Here is a 21,899-nt window from a genome sequence, read left to right as displayed (position 1 = left end):
AGGGGCGAGGTTCCGGGCCTTCTTCCGTACGCTGGAGGCATGACAGGGACACCATGACCCCGGACGGGCCCACGGATGCGGACAGGGGCGCGGACATCCCCCGGCCCCCACGGGGAGCGGCACCCCTGCTGCCCCTGGGAGCCCGCCTCCTGATCGGCGTGGCGGCCGTGGTCTTCGCCGTCTCGCTCGGCTTCGTCCTCGCGTACACGACGTCGGTGCCGGTCGTGGCGTGCGTCGTCATCGGCCTCGCCCTTGCCGGCGCGCAGGTGTACGCGCTGCGGGGCGCCCTGTTCCGCGGCGGCCGATGAGCACCGGCGCGACCCTCGTCATCGTCGGCGGCGGGGGCTTCCGCGTGCCGCTGGTGTACCGGGCGCTGTCCCAGGCACCGTTCGCGGGACTCGTGTCCCGCGTCGTCCTGGTGGACAGCCTGCCGGACCGCGCCCACGCCATCGCCCGGGTGCTCGGGGCACTGCCGTCGGGGGCGGTGCCTGCGCCGTCGGTCCGCGTGGCGGCCCGGCTGGAGGAGGCGCTGCCGGGCGCCGACCTCGTGTTCGCCGCCGTGCGCAGCGGCGGGGCGGACGGGCGCGTCCTCGACGAGCGTGTCGCCCTGGCCTCCGGACTGCTCGGCCAGGAGACCGTGGGTGCCGGCGGCATCTCCTATGCCCTCCGGTCCATCCCGGACATGATGTGCGTGGCCACGCTCATGCGCGACCTCGCCCCCGACGCCTGGCTGATCAACTTCACCAATCCGGCCGGCATGGTGACCGAGGCGCTCTCGGCGGTGCTGGGTCATCGGGTGATCGGCATCTGCGACTCGGCGTCGGGTCTCGTCACCCGGGCGGCCCGCGCCGCGGGCGTGGACCTGCGCGGGTCCCTGGCCGGGGTGGACTACGTGGGCCTCAACCACCTGGGCTGGCTCCGCCGGCTCGACGACGGTGGCGCGGACCGACTCCCCGGGCTGCTCGCCGACGCCCCGCGCCTGGCGGGCTTCGAGGAGGGACGCCTCTTCGGTCCGGACCTCCCCCGGGTCCTCGGCGCACTGCCCAACGAGTACCTCTTCTACTACTACTTCCATCGCGAGGCCCTGCGCTCCATCGGCGCCGCGGACAGGACGCGCGGCGAGACGCTCCGGGACCAGCAGGCGGACCTCTTCCCCCGACTCGTCGCGGCCGAGGACCCGCTCGCGGTCTGGGAAGCCGCCCGGCGCGAGCGGGAGTCCGGTTACCTGGCCGAGGCCCGGACGGCGGAGGAGGAGCGCGACGAGGCGGACCTCGCGGGAGGCGGCTACGAGCGCGTGGCCCTGCAGGTCATGCGCTCGCTGCTCACCGGACGCCGTGCGGAGCTGATCCTCAACGTCCGCAACGGTGCGACCTTCGGCGCGCTGCCCGCGGACGCCGTCGTCGAGGTCCCGTCCGTGGTGGACGCCGACGGCGCGCGCCCGCTGCCGGCGGCCCCGCTGTCAGCCCACCAGCTGGGGCTCATGGCGGCGGTGAAGGCCGTCGAGCAGGACACGGTCCGTGCCGCCGTCCATCGGGATCGCGATGCCGCCCTGCGGGCCTTCGCGGGGCATCCCCTCGTGGACTCCTTCCATGCCGCCACCCGCGTGCTCGTGGGTTACGAGGAGGCGTTCCCCGCGCTGAAGGCGTCCTGGTCGGACTGATCCGGCCGACCGGTCCGCGCCTGCGCGCGCAGGGCCTGGACGCCCAGGGCGAGCAGGCCCGTGTCCGTCGCCGCGGCGATCCAGTCGAAGCCGGCCGCGGCCAGCAGCGCCGCCCGCCCGGACGAACCCGCATACGCACCGGCCAGGATCCCGGCCTGCCTGCAGGTGCGGGTGATCCGGCGGAGCGGTGCGTCGTCCTCCGTGGAGGACAGGAGTTCGTCGACGTCCAGCCCGAGGGCGAGCGAGAGGTCGAACGGCCCGACGAAGATCATGTCCACGCCGGGGACGGCGGCGATCGCCTCGACGGCCTCGAGCGCGGCCATGGTCTCGATCATGACGGCGCAGAGCGGCACGGCGTGGGGTGCGTCGTCGGACCCCGGGCCGTGGACGGCACGGCTGCCCGGCAGGGGCCCCCAGCTGCGGGCGCCCCGTGGCGGGTAGTGGCTGGCCGCCACGGCGGCCTCGGCGTCGGCGACGCCGTTGACGAGGGGGACGACGACGCCGTCCGCTCCGGCGTCCAGCGCGCGGCCGATCAGTGCGGCGTCGTTGGCCGCGACCCGGACGAGCATGGGGGCGGTGTCCGCCGCCCGGCGCCCGAGGGCGTCCCTGAGCGACCGGTCGTCGAAGTGCCCGTGCTGCAGGTCGAGGGCCACCCAGCCCACGCCCGACCGCGCCAGTTCGGTGGTCAGGCGGGGCTCCCCGAGCGTCGCCCAGGCGCCGAGGAGTGGATCGCGGACGGTTGATGCATTGGTCATGGCCCCATTGTGTCCCGCTCCGCCCCGTCCCTACAGGAAGCGGTGCATGATGTGGAGGCCCGTCGGTCCGGCCGTGGGATGGAGGAAGGCGCCCGGGACGGTGCCGACGATCGCGAAGCCCAGCGAGACCCAGAGGGCGACGGCCCGTTCGTTCGTCTGGACGACGGCATTGAACTGCATCGCCGTGTAGCCCGCCGCCCGCGCTTCCCCGAGCACGTGACCGGCCAGGGCCCGGCCCACACCCCGCCCTCCGGCGTCGGCCGCGACCAGGAAGGAGGCGTTCGCGACGTGGGCGCCGTTCCCGCCCCGGTTGGCGTGGAGCTGGGCGGTGCCGACCACCCGGTCGGAGTCACCGTCCACTGCGACGAAGACCGTGAGCGTCCGGTCGGCCCCGGAGGGCCCCGGCAGCCATTCGCGCCGCCCCGCCGCCTCGTCCATCGAAGGGACCCAGCAGTACGTCTCCCCGGCCCTGGCGACCGGTCGCAGGATGTCCCAGATGGCCGGCCAGTCCTCCGGGCCGGCCACCCGGAACTGCAGCATCAGGCCTTGAGGGCGTTGGCCCAGAGGTTGATGTCGGACTCGACGGCGTACTCGTCGATGGCGCGAAGCTCCTCGGCCGTGAAGTCCAGGCGGTCGACCGCGGCGAGGCTGTCCTCGAGCTGGCGGACGCTGGAGGCCCCGATCAGCGCGGACGTCACCGGGATGCCCTTGGACTGATCCCGCAGGATCCAGGCGATGGCCAGCTGCGCCAGCGACTGCCCACGACCCTCCGCGATGCGGTTCAGGCCCCGGATCCGGTCCAGGTTCTCCGCACTGAGCTGGCCCTGATCCAGCGACTTCCCCGCCGCGGCCCGGGAGTCCTCGGGCACCCCGTCCAGGTACCGGCTGGTCAGCAGGCCCTGCGCCAGCGGGGAGAACGCGATCGAGCCCGCCCCGACCTGCTCCAGGGCCTCGAACAGATTCGGTGTCCCGTTCTCCGTCCACCGGTTCAGCATCGAATACGACGGCTGGTGGATCAGCAGCGGCGTGCCCAGATCCCGCAGGATCGCCGCGGCCTCCAGGGTCCGCTCCGGCGAGTACGAGGAGATCCCCGCATACAGGGCCCGTCCCGAGCGCACCGCCGTGTCCAGCGCCCCCATCGTCTCCTCCAGCGGGGTGTCCGGATCGGGGCGGTGACTGTAGAAGATGTCCACGTACTCCAGGCCCATCCGTTCCAGCGACTGGTCCAGGCTCGCCAGCAGGTACTTCCGCGACCCGAAATTGCCGTAGGGGCCCGGCCACATGTCGTAGCCGGCCTTCGTGGAGATCACGAGCTCGTCCCGGAACGGCCGGAGATCATCCTTCAGGTGCCGGCCGAAGTTCGTCTCCGCGCTCCCGTACGGCGGGCCGTAGTTGTTCGCCAGGTCGAAATGGGTCACGCCGAGGTCGAACGCCCGCCGCAGGATGTCCCGCTGCGTCCCGAACGCCTTGTCGTCCCCGAAGTTGTGCCACAACCCCAGGGACACCGCGGGCAGCTGCAGCCCGCTCACCCCCACCCGGCGGTACGGCATCGATTCATAGCGGCTCTCGGCAGGGTGATAGGTCATCGCCTCATCCTAGGTGAGTCCTCCCGCACGGCGCAGGGGCACGTGGCGTCGCCGCCATCCCGCGGCGGGGATCCTCGGCGCCCCACGGTCGCTGCGGAGTACGGCTAGGCGACGGCGCTGATCGTCGGGGCGGATCCGATGCGCACCCGCGGGAGTTCCTCGAAGGCCGGCTTCGCGAACCAGTAGCCCTGGAACAGGCGGATGCCCCTTTCCTTCAGGAACACGAACTCCGCTTCGGTCTCGATCCCCTCTGCGAGCACCGTGATGCCGAGGTCCTCGGCGATGCCCACGATGCCGGCGACGACGGCCTGGCGGGCCGGGCTGCTGTCGATCCCCCGGACGAGCAGCATGTCGATCTTGATCAGGTCGGGCTGGAACTCGACCAGGAGCCCCAGTCCTGCATGGCCGGCACCGAAATCGTCGATGGCGGTGGTGAAACCGTGCTTGCGGTACTCGGTGATGATGTTCGTGAGGTGGGCGGTGTCCGCGACCTCCTCGTTCTCCGTGAACTCGAACATGATGGACGACGTCGGGAAACTGCAGCGCCTGGCGGCGAGCAGTGTCGCACGGAGGCAGGCGGCCGGTTCGTAGACCGCGTTGGGCATGAAGTTGATCGACAGTTTCAACTCTTCGTCCGCCGGGAACAGGCGTGACGCCAGCTCGATCGCCTTGATGCGGCAGTCCTGGTCGAAGCGGTACTTCTGCTCGGGCGAGATCCTCGACAGGACCTCGACGGCACCCTCGCCTGCCAGGCCTCTCACCAGTGCCTCGTAGCCCCAGACGCGATCGTCGACGGCGTCGTAGATCGGCTGGAAGGCCATGCTGAATTCGAAGTCGAGCTTCGATGATGTCGTGCAGCCGTTGCAGGCCATGCGGACTCCCCCTCACTGGTCCCGTCCACCCTAGGACACACACGGCGCGAAGCGGATCTGCCACGCGACAGGCCGTTTCCACACGCCGTACCGGGCGGAAAGGGTGGAGGAGGAACGAACTGCTATCGAGCGTTCTTCCGGCCGGGGAGGTCGCCGCTGCTGATGAGGTGGTCCGCGACGCTCCAGAGTTTCAGGTGGGTGCGCTGGCTGGCCATGGACAGCACGATGAACGCCTGCTCGCCGGTGATCTTGTGGCGTTCCATGAGGATGCCCTTGGCCTGGCCGATGACGTCCCGGGAATCCACCGCCTCGTGCAGCTGCCGGGTCTTCTCGGCCTCGGCGAACGCCACCGCCGCATGGGAGGCGACCAGCAGGCCCACGTTCTCCGACTCGTCCGTGAACGCGTCGGCCTCGTACGAGTACAGGTTCAGGGCGCCCAGGTCATCGCCCTGCACCCACAGCTGGATGGACAGCATCCCCTTGGCGCCGGCCTCGGTGGCCCGCTGGGCGAACAGCGGCCACCGCTGCTCGTGCGCCATGTCCGAGACCCGCACCGTCCGGTGCTCGTACGCCGCCTCCAGGCACGGTCCCTGGCCGGTCTCCACCTGCAGCGCGTCGATGCGCGCGGGCAGGTCCCCCGACGCGCCCCGGGACCCGACGTCCCTGCGTCCCAGGACGACACTGACGGAGCCCTCGTCGACCCCCGGGATCAGGTCGATGGCCGCGTGCACGAACCCGCTCAGGATCGCGTCCGAATCCGGTTCGCGCTGCAGCGACCGGGCCAACTCGGCCAGTTCCGTGGCGAGATCACGCACCCGCTCACCGCCGTCGTAATGGGACGACGGCATGCCCCGGTCCACCATGGAATCCTCACTCATCATCGACACCCTCCAGCCGTGGGACCACGACCGGCACAGGCCACGCTGTGCTCACTGTAGTGCTCGTGCCTGCGCACCGACACCCGGGCGCGGGATCGTCCTCCGGAGGCCCGGGTCAGACCCTGACGGTGTCGTCGGGAGATTCCGGGGAGGTCCCGTGCCGGCGGTCCGCCGAGCCGACGGCCTGGACGGATCTGTCCCGCCCCCCGGCCTTCGCCGTGTACAGCGCCCGGTCGGCCGCGGCGATCGCCGCCTCGAGGTCGTAGCCGGACGCTTCGATGGAGGAGATGCCGTAACTCACCGTCGGCATCACGAAGCCACCCGGGGTGGGTTGCACGCGCAGCGCCAGACTCACGTCGCGGGTGATGTCCTCGGTCCTGGAGACCGAGGCGCCGGGCAGCAGGAAGATGAACTCCTCGCCTCCGTAACGTCCCACGAGGTCCGTGACCCGGACGGTCTCCGAACACGCCTGCGCGAACGCCTTCAGCACGCTGTCACCCGCGGCATGGCCGTGGGTGTCGTTGATCGCCTTGAAGAAGTCGAGGTCGGCGAGGATGAGCGCCCCGGGCCGTTCCGTGCGCGCCAGCCGGTCCACGTGCAGGTGCGCGAGGTCGAGGAAGCCGGCGCGGTTGAGCAGTCCGGTCAGGGCATCCCGGTCGGCGCGCGTCCGCAGGTCGGCCGCGATCTGCTCGGCGCTGAGCGCGGCCGCGCTGAAGGACACGATGACGAGGAGGACCAGGGTGACCAGCGCCGTGATGCTCGAGTCGAAGAAGGTGGTGAACACGTAGCCGTCCGAGCCTCCCGCGACGAACGCGATGCACCGGGCCAGATACAGCACCGCGACGGCCCCGGAGGCGGCCGCGAGCGGCGCCTGCACCCTGCTGTAGCTGCTGGGCAGGTGCCACAGCTCCCACGAGGCGAGCCCGATCGTCAGGGCCATCATGCCGAGGAACACCGCTCCGCCGGACCACGAGTTCGTCGCCGGGCTGTCGACCACCGAGGCCAGCAGCGTCAGCAGCGGTGCCGCCGCGAGTTGCAGCCGGCGGGGTCTGCCGGTCCGCAGGGTCCGCGCCCCGGCCCACACGCTGACCGTTCCCATGACCGACAGGGTGTTGGCCGCGGGATTGGCCCAGACCTGGTGGTGGGTGCCGTCGAGCAGGTGGATGGAGGACCCGATGCAGAAGAACAGGATCGCTGCACACCACCACGCACTGTAAGCGGAGCGGGTCTGGCGGAACGCCACGGTGTAGAACAGCACCAGCAGGGTGATCGCGACGGCGCCGAAGGCAACCCGCAGTGTGGTGATGTCCAGGGTCATGGTGTTCCTGCCGCCTCGTTCTTCCCGGTCCCGTCTCCGGACGCTCAGGTTCGCCTCCCGTGTGGAAGAATCTCCAGCCAGTATGCCGGAGTCCACCGACCCTTCGGCCGGTGGACCCCCACTCCTGTCGAAACCCTTGCAGAGTCCTGATCCAGGCTCAGCCCAGGTCGACGACCAGGGAGGCGTGGGCCGGCAGCTGCACGGTGTCGGCCAGCAGCCCGACGCCGTCGACCGTGGACAGCAGGACCTCCGCGGTGCTGCCGCCCACCGGGACGGTCACCATCGTGTCGCTCAGGTTGAGCATGACGGCGGTGCTGCCCCGGTGCAGGACGATCCAGCGGCTGTCCTCGTCGTAGTCCACGGAGATGCTGCCGAAGTCGGGGTCGCGCAGTTCCGGTCGTGACCGGCGCAGGCGGATGAGCTCACGATAGGTGGACAGCAGTTCGGCGTGGTGTCCCTGCCCTGCTTCCGTCCAGTCCAGCTTGGCCGAGGCGAAGGTCGCCGGGTCCTGTGGGTTGGGGACGTCCTCCGGGCGCCAGCCCATGCGCTCGAACTCCCTGAGCCGCCCCTCCGCGGTGGCCTTGCCGAGCTCCGGCTCGGGGTGGGAGGTGAAGAAAGGCCACGGCGTCGATGCCCCGTACTCCTCGCCCATGAACAGCATCGGCGTGAACGGGCCGAGGATGTTCAGCACGGCGGCCTGGGCGAGCTGCGCCGGGTTCAGCGTGGCGCTGATGCGGTCGCCGGCGGCCCTGTTGCCGATCTGGTCGTGGTTCTGGGTCGCGACGACGAGCTGCAGGGGGCTGACCCGGGCCGGGTCGATCTCGCGGCCGTGGTGGCGTTCCCTGAAGGACGAGTAGGTCCCGTTGTGGAAGAAGCCCTTCTCGAGGACCTTGGCGAGCGCGCCCACCGAGTCGAAGTCGAGGTAGTAGCCTTCGGTCTCCCGCGTCAGGTTGACGTGCACCGCGTGGTGGAAGTCGTCGCTCCACTGCCCGGCGAGACCGTAGCCGCCGACGTCGCGGGCCTGGATCAGGCGCGGGTCGTTGAGGTCCGATTCGGCGATGAGGAACAGGGGCTTGCCGAGCTCCGCCGCGCACTCGTCCGTGCGGGCCGCGAATTCCTCGAGGATGTGCACCGCACGCTCGTCGTGGAGCGCATGCACGGCATCGAGGCGCAGTCCGTCCACGTGGTAGTCCCTGAACCACATGAGCAGGTTCTCGACGACGTAGTTCCGGACCTCGTCCGACTGCGGGCCGTCGAGGTTCAGGGAGTCGCCCCACGAGTTGGACAGGCCCTCGGTGAGGTAGGGGCCGAAGAGCCCGAGGTAGTTGCCGCTGGGGCCGAGGTGGTTGTGGACGACGTCCTGGATGACGCCCAGTCCCAGCTGGTGTGCGGCGTCGACGAAGCGCTGGTAGGCGGCGGGCCCGCCGTACGTCTCCTGCACCGCATACCAAAGGACGCCGTCGTAGCCCCAGTTGTGCGTGCCGTTGAACGCGTTGACGGGCAGCAGTTCCACGTACTGGACGCCGAGGTCCACCAGGTGGCCGAGCTTGCCGATGGCGGCGTCGAGGGTTCCCTCGGGGGTGAACGTGCCGAGGTGCATCTCGTAGATGACGCCGCCGTTCATCCCCGGGGACCGCCACGAGCCGTCCTGCCACTGGTGTGCTGCCGGGTCGAACGTCCGCGAGAGTCCGTGCACGCCGTCGGGCTGGCGCCGCGAGCGTGGGTCGGGCACGGGCGTCTCGGAGCCGTCGACGAGGTAGCCGTAGGAGACGTCCCCGGTGGCGGTCGCCTCCGGGGCATGCCACCACCCGCCTCCACCCTGCGTCATCGGGTAGCGGTCGCCGTCCGCGACGAGGGTGAGGGACGCGGCGCGGGGCGCCCAGACCTCGAATGGCGAACTCATGCTGCGTCCTCCTGGACCAGTAGTGCTGCGGGGAAGGTGGAGAAGAGGTCGGCCGCCCTGACGGTCCCGCCGGTCACCGAGGCGCCCGTGAGGGCGCAGGTGTAGTGGCCCTCGGGGAGCTCGAGCGTGGTGTCGCCCCAGCCCTCGCCCTGTGCGAGCGTGTAGGGCAGGCGCGTGATCAGGGTGACGGCCCCTCCGCGGTCGAACGCGAAGACGTGGTCGGCTGCCTCACCCGAGGACGTGATCGCCGTGTAGCCGGTGAACAGCTCGGGGCGGTCGCGGCGCAGCTTGAGGGCGCGGGTGACAACGAGCAGCTTCGCGTGGGCGTCCTCACCCACCGGGGGCAGCGCACCGAAGTCGATGTCCGTCAGTACCTGCCGGCGCGCGTCGTAGTCCACCTCGCGGCGGTTGTCCGGGTCCACGAGGGACGTGTCCCAGAACTCGGTCCCCTGGTAGACGTCCGGCACCCCCGGCATGGTGAGCTGGAGCAGCTTCAGGCCGATCGAGTTGGACCAGCCGGCCTGCCGGATCCGGTCGACGAGACCCGAGATCAGCGACACCACGGCGGCGTCGTCGAAGGCGGCGTCGACGGCGTCGTGCATGCCGCGTTCGAACCCTTCGTCCGGCGCGGTCCAGTGGGTGCTGGAGTCGGCCTCGCGCGATGCCTTCTCGGCGTAGGCGTGGGCCCGTTCCCTGCTGAGCGGCCAGGCCCCGATGAGCGACTGCCACAGCAGGGGCGCGAACGTCGGGTCCTTGATGGGGGCGAGCTCCTCGAGCCGGCCGAGGAGGCCCGTCCACTCGCCCGCGAGCTCCGACAGGACCGAGATGCGTGACCGCGTGTCCTCGCTGCGCTTGGTGTCGTGCGTACTGAGGGTCGTCATGGCCAGCGGGCTCTCGGCCTGCCGTTCGAGCAGGCGGCGGTGCAGTTCCAGCGGATCGATGGAGAAGATGGACGGGTCGGCCCCGACCTCGTTCAGCGAGACGAGCCGGGAGTACCGGTAGAACGCGGTGTCCTCCACGCCCTTGGCCATCACCATGCCGGAGGTCTGCTGGAAGCGCCGGGCCAGTTCGGTGAGCTCCCCCGGACCGTCGAGGAACGGGTTCAGGAGCGGGTGGAGCGCGGCGAGGGTGTCCGCGAGATCGGGGCGGCGCACCTGGGCGTCCCGCACGGCGTCCGCGAGGTACTCGGCACCGCCGGGGAGGTAGCTGCGGTACACGGGGAAGCAGGTCAGGAGTTCGGCGATCGCGTCGGCTGCGGTGTCGGCGTCCAGGCCCGCAGACGCGGGGACGAGCCGCGCGAGCCGCAGCACCTCGGAGCGGAGGATGCCGTCGGTGATGCCGCGCTTGGTCCCGTGGATCATCTCGTGGAACGGTGCCACGGGCACGGACTGCGTGAGCTCGTGCTCCCCCGCCGGGTCGGTGAACAGCCGGTCGATGTCCGCGAGGGCGTCGTACCCGGTGGTTCCCTCGGTCGCCCAGTCGGTGGGGAGCTTCTCCCCCGGCTCGAGGATCTTCTCCACGAGCACGTAGGCACCGCCGGTCAGGGTGCGGAGGTCCTCGAGGTAGCCCTTCGGGTCGGCGAGACCGTCGGGGTGGTCGATGCGCAGACCGTCGACCACCCCCTCGTCGAACCACCGCTTCACCTCGCTGTGGCTCTCCTGGAACACCCACGGCACCTCGACGCGCAGGCCCGCGAGGGTGTTCACGCCGAAGAACCGCCGGTAGTTGAGCTCCGTATCGGCGCGACGCCAGTTCACCAGTTCGTAGTGCTGGCGGGCGTGGACCTCCGCCCCCGTGTCACCGGGGTGGGCCGTGCCCTCCGCGATGGGGAACCGGTTGTCGTAGTAGCGCAGCTCGCCGTCGACGACCGCGAGCTGGTCCAGCTCGTCGTCGCCGTCGCCGAGGACCGGGACGCGGATGCGCCCGCCGTTGGCGTCCCAGTCGACGTCGAACGCCTCCGCCATGCGCGAGCGGCGGCCCTCCGCCAGGAGCTGCCACCACCATGCGTTGTCGGCGGGGGTCTCGATGCCCATGTGGTTGGGCACGATGTCGACGAGCACACCCAGCCCCGCCGCCCGGGCGGCCTCACTGAGGGCAGCGAGGCCGTCCGGACCGCCGCGGTCGGGGTCCACGGTGGTGGGGTCCGTGACGTCGTAGCCGTGCCCGGACCCCTTCTCCGCCGTCAGGATCGGCGACAGGTACACCCAGTCCACCCCCAGGTCGTGCAGGTACGGCACCAGGGCCGCGGCCCGATGCAGGTCGAACTCGCTCCGGATCTGCAGCCGGTAGGTCGATTTCGGTGTCAACACGTGGGGGGTCCTCCTGGGACGGTGGGGTTGGGTGTACCTGTCGGGGTCGTACTAGGGGGTGCCGGTCTTGGCGGTGACCTCGTTGGCGAGGATCGCCAGGGACGCCGCGACCGAGTGGTCGAGGTCCTCGACCTGCGTGTGGACCCGCAGGACCACCATGGACTTCGCTTCGACCGAGACCGTGGCGCCGGCCGGGATGGACGCGGTGTCGGCGTACTTGCCGGCCGTGTCGATGACTTCGTCCCACGAGGTGCCGTACTCGTCGGACGGGATGGTGAAGTCCACGGCCTCGTCGTGCGCGTTGAAGTACATCAGGAAGTTGGCGTCGACGATCCGCTGGCCGCGGGCGTCACGCCCCTGGATGCCGTGGCCGTTGAGGAAGACCCCGATCGAGCGGCCGAAGCCACTGTCCCAGTCCTCGGGGGCCATGAGCTCGCCCGTGGTGTCGAGCCACACGATGTCCGGCAGCACCTCGCCCTCGCCGCGGCGCACGGGGCGCCCGTCGAAGAACCGGCGACGGCGGAAGGTGGGGTGCTCGGAGCGGAGACGGTTGACGGCCGCCGTGAACTCGAGCAGTGGCTGGTCCATCTTGTCCCAGTGCACCCAGCTGATCTCGGAGTCCTGGCAGTAGGTGTTGTTGTTGCCGTCCTGCGTCCGGCCGAGCTCGTCGCCGTGCAGCAGCATCGGCACGCCCTGCGAGAGCAGGAGCGTCGCGATGTAGTTCCGCTGCTGGCGGGCGCGGATCGCGAGGACCTCGGGGTCGTCCGTGGGGCCTTCGGCCCCGCCGTTCCACGACCTGTTGTGCGATTCGCCGTCGTTGTTGTCCTCGCCGTTGGCCTCGTTGTGCTTCTCGTTGTAGGACACGAGGTCGCGCAGCGTGAAGCCGTCGTGGGCCGTGACGAAGTTGATCGACGCGACGGGGCGGCGCATGCTGTGCTCGTAGAGGTCCGCGGAGCCCGTCAGGCGGGAGGCGAACTCGCCGATGCTGGAGGGCTCGCCGCGCCAGAAGTCACGGACCGTGTCGCGGTACTTGCCGTTCCACTCCGTCCACTGCGGCGGGAAGTTGCCCACCTGGTAGCCGCCGGGTCCGACGTCCCAGGGCTCGGCGATGAGCTTGACCTGTGAGACCACCGGGTCCTGCTGCACGAGTTCGAAGAAGGCCGACAGACGGTCCACCTCGTAGAACTCGCGGGCCAGGGCGGAGGCCAGGTCGAAGCGGAAGCCGTCGACGTGCATCTCGGTGACCCAGTAGCGCAGGGAGTCCATGAGCAGCTGCAGGGAGTGCGGGTTCCCGACGTTGAGGGAGTTGCCGGTGCCCGTGGTGTCCATGTAGTACTGCTTGTCGTCCTCCACCAGGCGGTAGTAGGACGCGTTGTCGATGCCGCGCATGGAGATGGTGGGGCCCATGTGGTTTCCTTCGGCGGTGTGGTTGTACACCACGTCGAGGATGACCTCGATGCCCGCCAGGTGCAGTTCGCGCACCATGGCCTTGAACTCCTGGACCTGCTCGCCCTGGTCGCCGGAGGAGTTGTACTTGTTGTGCGGCGCGAAGAAGCCGATGGTGTTGTAGCCCCAGTAGTTCGAGAGGCCCTTCTCCTGGAGCGTGCTGTCGTTGACGAACTGGTGCACGGGCATGAGCTCGATGGCCGTGACGCCGAGCTTCTGCAGGTGGGCGATCACCGAGGGGTGGGCGATGCCGGCGTACGTGCCGCGCTGCTCCTCGGGGATGTCCGGGTGCAGCTGCGTGAGGCCCTTGACGTGAGCCTCGTAGATGACGGACTGGTGGTAGGGCGTCCGCGGCATGCGGTCGCCGTCCCAGTTGAAGAAAGGGTTGACCACGACGCCGAGCATCATGTGCGCCGCGGAGTCCTCGTTGTTGACGGAGTGCTCGTCGCCGAAGTTGTAGCCGAACAGCGCCTGGTCCCAGTCGAGATCGCCGGAGATGGCCTTCGCGTAGGGGTCGAGGAGGAGCTTGTTCGGGTTGCAGCGGTGTCCCTCGGCCGGGTTGTGCGGGCCGTGGACCCGGTAGCCGTACTTCTGCCCCGGGGAGACGTGCGGGAGGTACCCGTGCCAGACGTAGCCGTCGACCTCCTTGAGCTCGATGCGCGTCTCGGTGCCGTCGTCGTCGAAGAGGCAGAGGACAACGAGGTCGGCGACCTCACTGTAGAGCGCGAAGTTCGTTCCGGTGCCATCGTAGGTGGCTCCCAGGGGGTAAGCGTCGCCGGGCCATAGTTCCATGAGTTCTCCTTGTATCTTCTGCCGTGGCCGCCTCCATGGGCGGTCACGGTGTTGCTCGCAGGCGTCGGGGGGGTGCCCCGCGTGCTTGCTTCATGCATAGCGCATTCGGATGTCCGCGCGGTTGACTGCGTCGGTCGCCTTACGTAGTTGCGGCTAGGCGACGCTCCTCCACGAGGTCCGCGACCACTGCGCGGATGGGTCCGGGCAGGCCGGAGACCACCACGGGTCCGGAGCGGGCAGCGAGCTGCCCGGCCCGTCCGTGGATCAGGGCTCCGGCCGCGGCGATCGCCGCCCAGAGGTCTGTGGGTGCCACGCCGACGCGGTCCGCCGCGCCGTCGTCCTCGGCGAGCGTCGCCGTGAGCGCGCCGATGATGCCGGCGAGCGTGTCCCCGGACCCTGCGGTGGAGAGCCACGGCGTCGCGTCGGCCTGGACGAACAGGGCGCCGGAGGGTGCGGCGACGACGGTCGTGTAGCCCTTGAGCAGCACCGTGGCGCCCGTGCTCTCGGCGGCACGCAGCGCGAAGTGCGCGGGCTCGGCCTCGATGTCGGACCGCTCGACATCGACACCGCGGGTCGCGAGCAGCTCGCGCAGCTCCCCCGCGTGCGGCGTGAGGATGACCTGCGGTCCCACGCGGTCGGGCACCGCGGCGAGCGCTCCCGCGTCCACGACGACGGGCAGCCCCGCCGCCATGGCGTCGATGGCCCGCCGGCGCTGGTCGTCGTCGTCCACGGCGCCGGGGCCCACGAGCCAGGCCTGCGATTGCGCCTCGGCGATCGAACCCGTCGACGCCACCACCTCGGGGTTCCGCTGGTGGACCAGCGCTGCCACGGCCTCGGGCCCGAGGTAGCGCACCATCCCGACGCCGGTGGACAGCGCTGCCCCGACGGCGAGGGCGGCCGCTCCCGGGTAGAGCGCGGAACCCGCGGCGACGCCGAGCACCCCGCGGGAGTACTTCTGGTCGTGCGCGCCGGGCAGGCGGAGGAGGGCTGCGGCGTCGGAGCCCTGGAGGCTGCGTGCGGCCGGCGTGAAGCCGGAGAGGTCGAGGCCGATGGCGACCACGTTCAGCTCGCCGGCCGCCACGGCGCCGGCGCCGATCAGGAGGCCGGGCTTCGCGGCCCCGAAGGTGACGGTCGCATCCGCGGAGAGGACGGGCCCGTCCACACGGCCGGTGTCCACGCCGATGCCGCTCGGCACGTCGCAGGCGACGACGATCGTGGACCGGGCGGCGCGCGGACCGGCCGCGGCGTCGAAGGCCCGGACGAAGTCCGCGGAGGTCCCGCGCAGGCCGCCGCGGGCACCGGTGCCGAGGATCCCGTCGAGGAGGATGTCCGCGGCGGCCGCGTGGGCGGCCAGTGCGACGATGTCCGGGGCGTCGGCCAGCCGGACGCTCGTCCCGCCGGCGCGCGTGAAGGCCTCCAGCGCCGCGTCGTGGACGCGGTCCGCCATGAGGACCGCCGTGGCCCCGACGCCGCGGCGCAGGAGCCGCTCCCCCGCGTACAGCGCGTCCGCGCCGTTGTTCCCGCTCCCGGCCAGCACGACGGCGGTGGCGCCGTAGGTGCCGCGGCCGGCGTCGCGCAGGAGACCGAGGACCACGCCGAACAGGCCGTGGGCAGCCCGCTGCATCAGGGCGTCACCGTGGCCGGCGTCGAGGAGTGGTGCCTCCGCGGAGCGGATGTCACCGGAGGAGAATGCTTCGAGCATATGGTCGAGCTTAGCGGTAAGCCGGGCGATAATCAGCAAGGTTACTATTGTTGACCTGCCGCCGGGACGCCCTCGGCCACCACCATGGCGGTGGCGAGGCCGCCGTCGTGGCTGATGGACAGATGCCACGTCCGGACGCCCCGGGCGCGCGCGGCGTCGGCCACGGTCCCGTCGACGACCACGGACGGCGCGCCGGTCTCGTCGACCGCGATGGTGCAGTGCTGCCAGTTCATGCCCACCGGCGCACCGACCGCCTTCGCGACGGCCTCCTTGGCCGCGAAGCGCGCGGCGAGGGACCGGGTGTTCAGGTGGCGCTCTGCGGGCACGAACAGCCGCTCGAGGAGCGCCGGGGTGCGTTCGAGCTGCTGCCGGAAGCGTTCGACGTCCACGACGTCGACGCCGATGCCGACGATCACGCCCGCACCCCGCCGGGTGCCGCCGCGGAGCTCCGTAGCGGCACCGGGAGGGGACTACTCAACCGTGACCGACTTCGCCAGGTTGCGGGGCTGGTCGACGTCGTAGCCCTTGGCACTGGCGAGGGCCAGCGCGAAGATCTGCAGCGGCACCGTGGTCAGCAGCGGGGCGAGCAGCGTCGGGGACTCCGGCACGTAGAACACGTGCTCCGAGTACGCCTCGACCGAGGTGTCGCCCTCCTCCGCGATGACGATCGTCACGGCGCCGCGTGCGCGGATCTCCTGGACGTTGGACACCACCTTGGCGTGCAGGGAGTCGCGGCCGTTCGGGGACGGCATCACCACGACGACCGGCTGGCCCTCCTCGATCAGGGCGATCGGGCCGTGCTTGAGCTCGCCCGCGGCGAAGCCCTCCGCGTGGATGTAGGCCAGTTCCTTGAGCTTCAGGGCCCCCTCCATCGCCACGGGGAAGCCCACGTGGCGGCCGAGGAACAGCACGGACTTGGCATTGGCCATGTCCGCACCGAGCTGCTTGATCTTGTCGGCGTCGTCGAGGATGGACTGGATCTTGGCCGGGATGGTCGAGAGGTCCGTGAGGACGTCGGCGATCTCGTCGCGGTACTTGTTGCCGCGCAGCTGGGCGAGGTACAGGCCCAGCAGGTACGCGGCGGTGATCTGCGCGAGGAAGGCCTTCGTCGAGGCGACGGCGATCTCCGGGCCGGCGTGCGTGTACAGCACGGCGTCCGACTCCCGCGGGATGGTGGAGCCGTTGGTGTTGCAGATCGCCACGACCTTGGCGCCCTGCTCCCGGGCATAGCGGACCGCCATGAGGGTGTCCATGGTCTCGCCGGACTGGGAGATCGCGACCACGAGGGTCTTCTCGTTCACGATCGGGTCGCGGTACCGGAACTCGTGGGACAGCTCCACCTCGGTGGGGATGCGGCACCAGTGCTCGATGGCGTACTTGGCCACCTGGCCCGCGTAGGCTGATGTGCCGCAGGCGAGGACCACGATCTTGTCGACCGAGCGCAGGATCGTCTCGTCGATGCGCAGCTCGTCGAGCATCAGGTTGCCGCCGACGTCGGAACGGCCGAGGAGGGTCTGGCCGACGGCGTCGGGCTGGTCGTGGATCTCCTTCTCCATGAAGGAGTCGAAGCCGCCCTTCTCGGCGGCGGCGGCGTCCCAGCTGACGTGGAACTCGGTGCCCTCGGCGGGGGCGCCGAAGAAGTCGGTGATGGTGACGTCGTCGGGCGTGATGGTGACGATCTGGTCCTGGCCGAGCTCGACGGCGCGGCGCGTGAAGTCGATGAAGCCGGAGACGTCGGACCCGAGGAAGTTCTCCCCGTCGCCGAGCCCCACCACGAGCGGTGAGTTGCGGCGGCCGGCGGCGACGACGCCGGGCTGGTCCTGGTGGATGGCGAGGAGCGTGAACGCCCCTTCGAGGCGCTGGCACGCCTGCTGCAGGGCGAGGGTCAGGAGGTCGCCCTCGGCGCCGCTCTCGACGAGCCCGCGGTACAGGTGGCCCACGAGCCCGGCAGCGACCTCGGTGTCGGTGTCCGAGATGAAGGTCAGGCCCTCACCGGTCAGCTCGGCCTTGAGCTCGGCGTAGTTCTCGATGATGCCGTTGTGGATCAGCGCGAGCCGGTCGCCGTCGGCGAGGTGCGGGTGCGCATTCTGGTCGGTCGGCCCGCCGTGGGTGGCCCACCGGGTGTGCCCGATCCCGGTCAGCGAGCGCGGCAGCGGGTCCGCCGCCAGCTCCCCGACGAGGTTCGTCAGCTTGCCCGCCTTCTTGCGGGACTCGATGCCGTCGGAGGTGATCACTGCCACCCCGGCGGAATCGTACCCGCGGTACTCGAGGCGCCTGAGGCCCTCCATGACGACGTCGAGCGCGCCGTGCTGCGCTTCGGACGATTCCTGATCGAACGCCGGGGCGACAGAGTCGAGCGCCGATGTTCCCTGGCCGCGGTCCCGGCCTACATATCCCACAATTCCACACATGACACCTAGCGTACCGGTGGCCGTGTTGGTTAATGCGCAGGCCACCGGGCAGAATCGTCAGGTGAATGACAGAGGCACGGGGACGCAGCAGGCCACCAGTGCCGAATCCTTCACCCCCTTCGTCGAACTCGACCGCCAGATGTGGTCGCGCCTGTCCCACGAGATCAGGAGTCCCCTGAACTTCGAGGACGTCCAGCGACTGCGCGGCCTGGGTGACGCCCTGAACCTCGACGAGGTGCGCGAGGTCTACCTCCCCCTCTCCCGCCTGCTGAACCTCTACACGGCGGCAGCCGGCCAGCTCCACGCGGCCACCAACACGTTCCTCGGGGAGAGCACCACGCGCACGCCCTTCGTGATCGGCGTCGCGGGCTCCGTGGCGGTGGGCAAGTCGACGACGGCGAGGGTGCTGCGCGAGCTCCTGCGCCGCTGGCCGGACACCCCCGATGTGGCGCTGATCACCACGGACGGCTTCCTGTACCCGAACGCGGAGCTCGAGCGGCGTGGCCTCATGCAGCGCAAGGGCTTCCCCGAGTCCTACGACCGCCGGCGGCTGCTGCGCTTCGTCAGCGAGGTCAAGAGCGGTGCCGCCGAGGTGCGCGCCCCCTCGTACTCGCACCTCACCTACGACATCGTGCCGGGCCGCGAGGTGGTGGTCCGCCGACCCGACGTCCTCATCGTCGAGGGCCTCAACGTCCTGGCCCCGGCGCGCCCGCGGCCGGACGGCATCACGGGACTCGCCCTGAGCGACTTCTTCGACTTCTCCATCTACGTCGACGCGAAGACCGCCCACATCAAGGAGTGGTACGTCCACCGCTTCCAGTCGCTGCGCTCCAGCGCGTTCGCCAAGCCGGAGTCCTACTTCCACCGGTACGCCGACCTCAGCGACGAGGAGGCCCGCCGGACGGCGACCAGCATCTGGGAGCGCATCAACGAGCCGAACCTCGTGGCGAACGTCCTGCCCACGCGCGGACGGGCGCAGCTGGTGCTCACCAAGGACGCCGACCACTCCGTCCGCCGCATGCTCCTGCGGAAGACCTGACCGTGCGCGTCCTGCCGTCGGTGGCGCTGGCGGTCCTCGCGGTGACGCTCTCCGCGTGTTCCGGGCCGGGCCCCGCCCCCGAGGCCCCCTCCGGCGCGGCGTCGGGCGCCACCGCCTCCTCGGGAACCACGGCGTCATCGGACACCACGACCTCATCGGTGCCGGCATCGGACCGCGCCGAGCCCACCGGGAAGGCCACGGATCTCCCGGCCCCGCCCCAGCGCACTCCCGTTCCCGCCGCGAGCGGTCCGGCGACGGCGGCCCCGGCGACGGCATCGCCCGCACCCCCTGCTCCCGGCGCGACGGCGCACACCGATCCCGGCGCCGTCGACGTCGTCGTGAACAAGCGCAGGCCCCTGACCCCGCTGGACTACGCGCCCGCCGACCTGCGCCGACCCGCCGTCGCCACGCCGACAGGCTTCGACCTCCTGCGCCCCGACGCTGCCACGGCCGTGGAGGAGATGTTCGCCGCGGCCGCGGCCGACGGCGTGGGCCTGGCCATGGTCAGCGGATACCGTTCCTTCTCGGACCAGGAATCGACCTACGCGTACTGGGTGGGCCAGTACGGCGGCGCGGCGGGCGCGGACACCGTGTCGGCCCGGCCCGGCTACTCGGAGCACCAGACGGGCCTCGCCTTCGACGTCGCGCAGGCCGACGGCGCCTGCACCCTGGTGCGCTGCTTCCAGGACACGCCCGCCGGGCAGTGGACGGCGGCCCACGCGGCCGACTTCGGGTTCATCCTCCGCTACCCGTTCGGGTTCCACGAGATCACAGGCTTCTCGGCGGAATCCTGGCACTTCCGCTACGTGGGCAGGGACGTCTCCCTGGCCATGAAGGAGGCCGGGACACAGACCCTGGAGGAGCACTTCGGCCTTCCCCCGGCGCCGTCGTACTGAGCCCGGCCCGCCGCCTCAGCGGCTCCCCGGCAGGGTTACACCCGTCTCCCCGGCCAGCACGCCGAGGAGCCGGTCCTGGAACCCGGGGTCCAGCACGGCGTCGTGCGGCTGCCGCCGCCGGCGGTGGAACCAGTACCCGCCGGTGACGAGCGCCTCGGGGTCCTCCCCCGTGGCGAGCCACACCTGGGTCCGGTGGGCGAGGTCGAGATCGTCCGGCGCGTCGGGGCCGCCCATCCGTGTGGGGACCCATCCCGGATCCACCGCGTTGCTCAGGACGTCCGGGCGGAGGCGGGCCAGCGCGGCGGAGAAGGTGGTGAGGAAGAGCTTGCTGTCCCCGTAGTGGCCCGGTGACCTGCCCCGCCAGTCCACGCCGTCCAGGGACGGACGCCCGCTGTAGTGCGACCCGCTGCTCAGGTACACGTGGCGCCGCGGGCCCTCGAGCAGGGCGGTCAGGAGGTACGGGGCGATCACGTTGACGGGCATGACGGCGGAGCCGCTCCAGACGCCCGCGTTGTGGATCACGGCGTCGAGGGCCTCGCCCGCGGTCAGCTCGGCCGCGATCCGCAGGACCGCCCGCCGGTCCTCGAGATCCCCCACCACGAGCCCGGCCCCCTGTCCTGTGAGGGGGGCGAGAGCGCCCGCACGGTCCTCGGTGCGGGCATGCACGACGACGTCGTGCCCCTCCCGCAGGAGCTCTTCGGCCGCTGCCCGGCCGAGGCCTTCGACCGACCCGGTGACCAGCACCCTCATGATCGTCCCCTTCCTGGGATCGGGCGTCCGCTGCGCGCAGCGGGTACTCAGGACCTCACGGTACCGACCCGGCACGGATAGGTGAACGTCACGGGGCGTTTACGCAGCACGCAGGGGACGGAAACGCACGCTCACTAGCGTCGGGGGAATCAGCCACATCAGCCCCTGGAGGACTTCCGTGAGCATCGACGAAGCAGCATCTCCCGCGCCGGCTCCCGCACCGGCGGCGAGCGCGCCCCCGCTGGTCCACCGTCCCGGCCGCTGGATCGACCACTGGGACGCCGAGGACACCGCCCAGTGGAGCGGTGGCGGCAAGTCCATCGCCCGGCGCAACCTGCAGTGGTCGATCGCGTGCGAGTTCCTCGGCTTCGTGGTCTGGCAGCTGTGGTCGATCGTCGTCGTGTACCTGCCCGCGGCGGGCTTCACCTTCACGACGTCGCAGATCTTCTGGCTGATCTCCATGCCGTCCCTCGTCGGGGCGACGCTGCGCATCCCGTACACGTTCATGGTGCCGAGGCTGGGCGGCAGGAACTGGACCGTCATCTCCGCCCTGCTCCTGCTGATCCCGACCATCGGGCTCGGACTATGCGTCTCGAACCCCGACACCCCGTTCGGCGTGATGCTCGCCGTGGCGGCGCTCGCGGGCTTCGGCGGAGGGAACTTCGCGAGCTCGATGGCGAACATCACCTTCTTCTTCCCCGCCCGGGAGAAGGGGTGGGCACTCGGCCTGAATGCGGCGGGCGGCAACCTCGGCGCCGCCGTCGCGCAACTGGTGGTTCCCATCGTCGTCGCCCTCGGCGCCGCCGCCACCCTGGACCTGCCCCTCGCCGGCTGGATCTGGGTGCCCCTGATCCTCGCCGCCGCCTTCGGTGCCTGGAAGTTCATGGACAACCTCTCCAGCGCCCGGAGCGATCTCGCCGGCTCGCTCGCGGCCGTCCGTGAACCGCACCTGTGGGTCATGGCGCTGCTCTACATCGGGACGTTCGGCTCGTTCATCGGCTTCGCCGGGGTCTTCCCGAAACTGATCGTCGATTCCTTCCCCGCCTTCTCCACGATCGCCATGGGCCCGGCGACACTGTCCCTCGCGTTCCTCGGCCCCCTGGTCGGCTCCCTCGCCCGGCCCTTCGGCGGACGGCTCGCCGACCGGTTCGGCGGAGCAGTGATCACGGTGTGCGCCTTCGCGGTCATGGCGGCGATCTCCCTGGCCGTCGTCTGGACGCTCCCCCTGGCCGACTTCTGGCTCTTCCTCGGCCTCTTCCTCGTCCTCTTCGCGGCCGCCGGCGCGGGCAACGGGGCGACCTACCGCATGATCCCCGTCATCTTCGCCCGCAGGGGAGCGGCAGCAGGGGCAGAACTCCGGGAATCGGTGAGCACCGCCCGCAAGTCGGCCGCGGCCCTCGGGCTCATCTCGGCGGTCGGCGCCTACGGAGGCTTCCTCATCCCGCAGGTCCTCAACGCCTCGAAGGGCGCCTCGGGCAGCTACGACGGCGCGTTCTACGGCTTCGTCGGAGGGTACGTCCTGATGCTCGCCGTCACCTGGTTCTTCTACCTCCGCCGCTCCTCCACCCTCGGCAAGGTCTGA

At 70.8% G+C, this 21,899-nt stretch carries 18 protein-coding genes; 5 read left to right on the top strand and 13 right to left on the bottom strand.

All coding sequences use genetic code 11. The features are described from left to right. Positions 1 to 53: 53 nt before the first annotated feature. Positions 54 to 308 carry a hypothetical protein gene (locus tag RY94_RS01160; RefSeq protein WP_043440731.1) on the top strand — a complete coding sequence of 85 codons (255 nt, stop codon included), beginning with the start codon at positions 54 to 56 and terminating at the stop codon, positions 306 to 308. Next, entirely contained in the window at positions 305 to 1,660 is a 1,356-nt protein-coding gene (locus tag RY94_RS01155) for a family 4 glycosyl hydrolase (RefSeq protein WP_043440729.1), read from the top strand. Before RY94_RS01160 ends, RY94_RS01155 begins: the two co-directional genes overlap by 4 nt. Here RY94_RS01155 and RY94_RS01150 read toward each other — a convergent pair. From RY94_RS01150 to glmS, 12 genes are all read right to left on the bottom strand, one after another. Then, positions 1,615 to 2,415, bottom strand: coding sequence for an HpcH/HpaI aldolase family protein (locus tag RY94_RS01150; RefSeq protein ID WP_052273792.1), 801 nt, complete (start codon positions 2,413 to 2,415; stop codon positions 1,615 to 1,617). The two genes, RY94_RS01155 and RY94_RS01150, sit on opposite strands and share 46 nt — an antisense overlap. 30 nt (positions 2,416 to 2,445) lie before the next feature. Further along, positions 2,446 to 2,955 carry a GNAT family N-acetyltransferase gene (locus tag RY94_RS01145; RefSeq protein ID WP_043440727.1) on the bottom strand — a complete coding sequence of 170 codons (510 nt, stop codon included), beginning with the start codon at positions 2,953 to 2,955 and terminating at the stop codon, positions 2,446 to 2,448. Beyond that, positions 2,955 to 4,001 (bottom strand): L-glyceraldehyde 3-phosphate reductase, encoded by a 1,047-nt coding sequence (mgrA, locus tag RY94_RS01140; RefSeq protein WP_043440724.1) that lies wholly within the window; start codon positions 3,999 to 4,001, stop codon positions 2,955 to 2,957. Before mgrA ends, RY94_RS01145 begins: the two co-directional genes overlap by 1 nt. A 104-nt stretch (positions 4,002 to 4,105) precedes the next feature. Further along, entirely contained in the window at positions 4,106 to 4,873 is a 768-nt protein-coding gene (locus RY94_RS01135; RefSeq protein ID WP_043440721.1) for an EAL domain-containing protein, read from the bottom strand. A 122-nt stretch (positions 4,874 to 4,995) separates the two neighbouring features. Next, positions 4,996 to 5,754, bottom strand: coding sequence for a GAF and ANTAR domain-containing protein (locus RY94_RS01130; protein WP_231554362.1), 759 nt, complete (start codon positions 5,752 to 5,754; stop codon positions 4,996 to 4,998). A gap of 112 nt (positions 5,755 to 5,866) precedes the next feature. Further along, positions 5,867 to 7,069, bottom strand: a complete 1,203-nt coding sequence (locus tag RY94_RS01125; protein ID WP_052273791.1) for a GGDEF domain-containing protein — start codon at positions 7,067 to 7,069, stop codon at positions 5,867 to 5,869. A 157-nt stretch (positions 7,070 to 7,226) separates the two neighbouring features. Beyond that, a complete protein-coding gene (gene treZ / locus RY94_RS01120; RefSeq protein WP_043440719.1) occupies positions 7,227 to 8,972 on the bottom strand; it encodes a malto-oligosyltrehalose trehalohydrolase in 1,746 nt (581 codons plus the stop codon). Next, positions 8,969 to 11,281, bottom strand: a complete 2,313-nt coding sequence (gene treY / locus RY94_RS01115) for a malto-oligosyltrehalose synthase (RefSeq protein ID WP_043440717.1) — start codon at positions 11,279 to 11,281, stop codon at positions 8,969 to 8,971. The genes treZ and treY overlap by 4 nt, the downstream gene beginning before the upstream one ends. Before the next feature lie 51 nt (positions 11,282 to 11,332). Beyond that, positions 11,333 to 13,519, bottom strand: coding sequence for a glycogen debranching protein GlgX (gene glgX, locus RY94_RS01110; protein ID WP_043440714.1), 2,187 nt, complete (start codon positions 13,517 to 13,519; stop codon positions 11,333 to 11,335). A 139-nt stretch (positions 13,520 to 13,658) separates the two neighbouring features. Further along, positions 13,659 to 15,221 (bottom strand): bifunctional ADP-dependent NAD(P)H-hydrate dehydratase/NAD(P)H-hydrate epimerase, encoded by a 1,563-nt coding sequence (locus RY94_RS01105; protein ID WP_043440712.1) that lies wholly within the window; start codon positions 15,219 to 15,221, stop codon positions 13,659 to 13,661. Between the two features lie 44 nt (positions 15,222 to 15,265). After that, positions 15,266 to 15,637, bottom strand: a complete 372-nt coding sequence (locus RY94_RS01100) for a holo-ACP synthase (RefSeq protein WP_043440710.1) — start codon at positions 15,635 to 15,637, stop codon at positions 15,266 to 15,268. A 54-nt stretch (positions 15,638 to 15,691) separates the two neighbouring features. Then, the gene (gene glmS / locus RY94_RS01095; protein WP_082045963.1) at positions 15,692 to 17,632 is read right to left on the bottom strand and encodes a glutamine--fructose-6-phosphate transaminase (isomerizing); all 1,941 of its coding nucleotides are present in this window, start codon (positions 17,630 to 17,632) and stop codon (positions 15,692 to 15,694) included. 61 nt (positions 17,633 to 17,693) lie between these two features. Between glmS and coaA the strand changes: the two genes are divergently transcribed. Together coaA and RY94_RS01085 are read left to right on the top strand one after the other, a co-directional pair. Continuing rightward, positions 17,694 to 18,671 carry a type I pantothenate kinase gene (gene coaA, locus RY94_RS01090; protein ID WP_052273790.1) on the top strand — a complete coding sequence of 326 codons (978 nt, stop codon included), beginning with the start codon at positions 17,694 to 17,696 and terminating at the stop codon, positions 18,669 to 18,671. 2 nt (positions 18,672 to 18,673) lie between these two features. Continuing rightward, complete coding sequence (locus tag RY94_RS01085) at positions 18,674 to 19,567, top strand: M15 family metallopeptidase (protein WP_052273789.1); 894 nt, start codon at positions 18,674 to 18,676, stop codon at positions 19,565 to 19,567. A 15-nt stretch (positions 19,568 to 19,582) separates the two neighbouring features. Here the strand turns inward: RY94_RS01085 and RY94_RS01080 are convergent, their stop codons facing one another. Further along, positions 19,583 to 20,317 (bottom strand): SDR family NAD(P)-dependent oxidoreductase, encoded by a 735-nt coding sequence (locus tag RY94_RS01080; protein ID WP_331374387.1) that lies wholly within the window; start codon positions 20,315 to 20,317, stop codon positions 19,583 to 19,585. Positions 20,318 to 20,495: 178 nt separating this feature from the next. On the opposite strand from RY94_RS01080, the gene RY94_RS01075 reads away from it, so the two are divergent. Continuing rightward, positions 20,496 to 21,899: an MFS transporter gene (locus RY94_RS01075; protein ID WP_052273788.1), complete on the top strand. Its 1,404-nt coding sequence runs from the start codon at positions 20,496 to 20,498 to the stop codon at positions 21,897 to 21,899.

Origin of the sequence: Arthrobacter sp. L77 (genome assembly GCF_000816565.1) — a bacterium.
Lineage (GTDB): Bacteria > Actinomycetota > Actinomycetes > Actinomycetales > Micrococcaceae > Arthrobacter_D > Arthrobacter_D antioxidans.
The sequence above is the reverse complement of the archived record's forward strand: the minus strand, read 5'-3'. Positions and strand labels throughout refer to the sequence as shown.

Bases quoted from the DNA above. Each gene is read 5' to 3' on its own strand.
- RY94_RS01160 (WP_043440731.1), top strand. From the start codon at position 54: ATGACCCCGGACGGGCCCACGGATGCGGACAGGGGCGCGGACATCCCC.
- RY94_RS01155 (WP_043440729.1), top strand. From the start codon at position 305: ATGAGCACCGGCGCGACCCTCGTCATCGTCGGCGGCGGGGGCTTCCGC.
- RY94_RS01150 (WP_052273792.1), bottom strand. From the start codon at position 2,415: ATGACCAATGCATCAACCGTCCGCGATCCACTCCTCGGCGCCTGGGCG.
- RY94_RS01145 (WP_043440727.1), bottom strand. From the start codon at position 2,955: ATGCTGCAGTTCCGGGTGGCCGGCCCGGAGGACTGGCCGGCCATCTGG.
- mgrA (WP_043440724.1), bottom strand. From the start codon at position 4,001: ATGACCTATCACCCTGCCGAGAGCCGCTATGAATCGATGCCGTACCGC.
- RY94_RS01135 (WP_043440721.1), bottom strand. From the start codon at position 4,873: ATGGCCTGCAACGGCTGCACGACATCATCGAAGCTCGACTTCGAATTC.
- RY94_RS01130 (WP_231554362.1), bottom strand. From the start codon at position 5,754: ATGATGAGTGAGGATTCCATGGTGGACCGGGGCATGCCGTCGTCCCAT.
- RY94_RS01125 (WP_052273791.1), bottom strand. From the start codon at position 7,069: ATGACCCTGGACATCACCACACTGCGGGTTGCCTTCGGCGCCGTCGCG.
- treZ (WP_043440719.1), bottom strand. From the start codon at position 8,972: ATGAGTTCGCCATTCGAGGTCTGGGCGCCCCGCGCCGCGTCCCTCACC.
- glgX (WP_043440714.1), bottom strand. From the start codon at position 13,519: ATGGAACTATGGCCCGGCGACGCTTACCCCCTGGGAGCCACCTACGAT.
- RY94_RS01105 (WP_043440712.1), bottom strand. From the start codon at position 15,221: ATGCTCGAAGCATTCTCCTCCGGTGACATCCGCTCCGCGGAGGCACCA.
- glmS (WP_082045963.1), bottom strand. From the start codon at position 17,632: ATGTGTGGAATTGTGGGATATGTAGGCCGGGACCGCGGCCAGGGAACA.
- RY94_RS01080 (WP_331374387.1), bottom strand. From the start codon at position 20,317: ATGAGGGTGCTGGTCACCGGGTCGGTCGAAGGCCTCGGCCGGGCAGCG.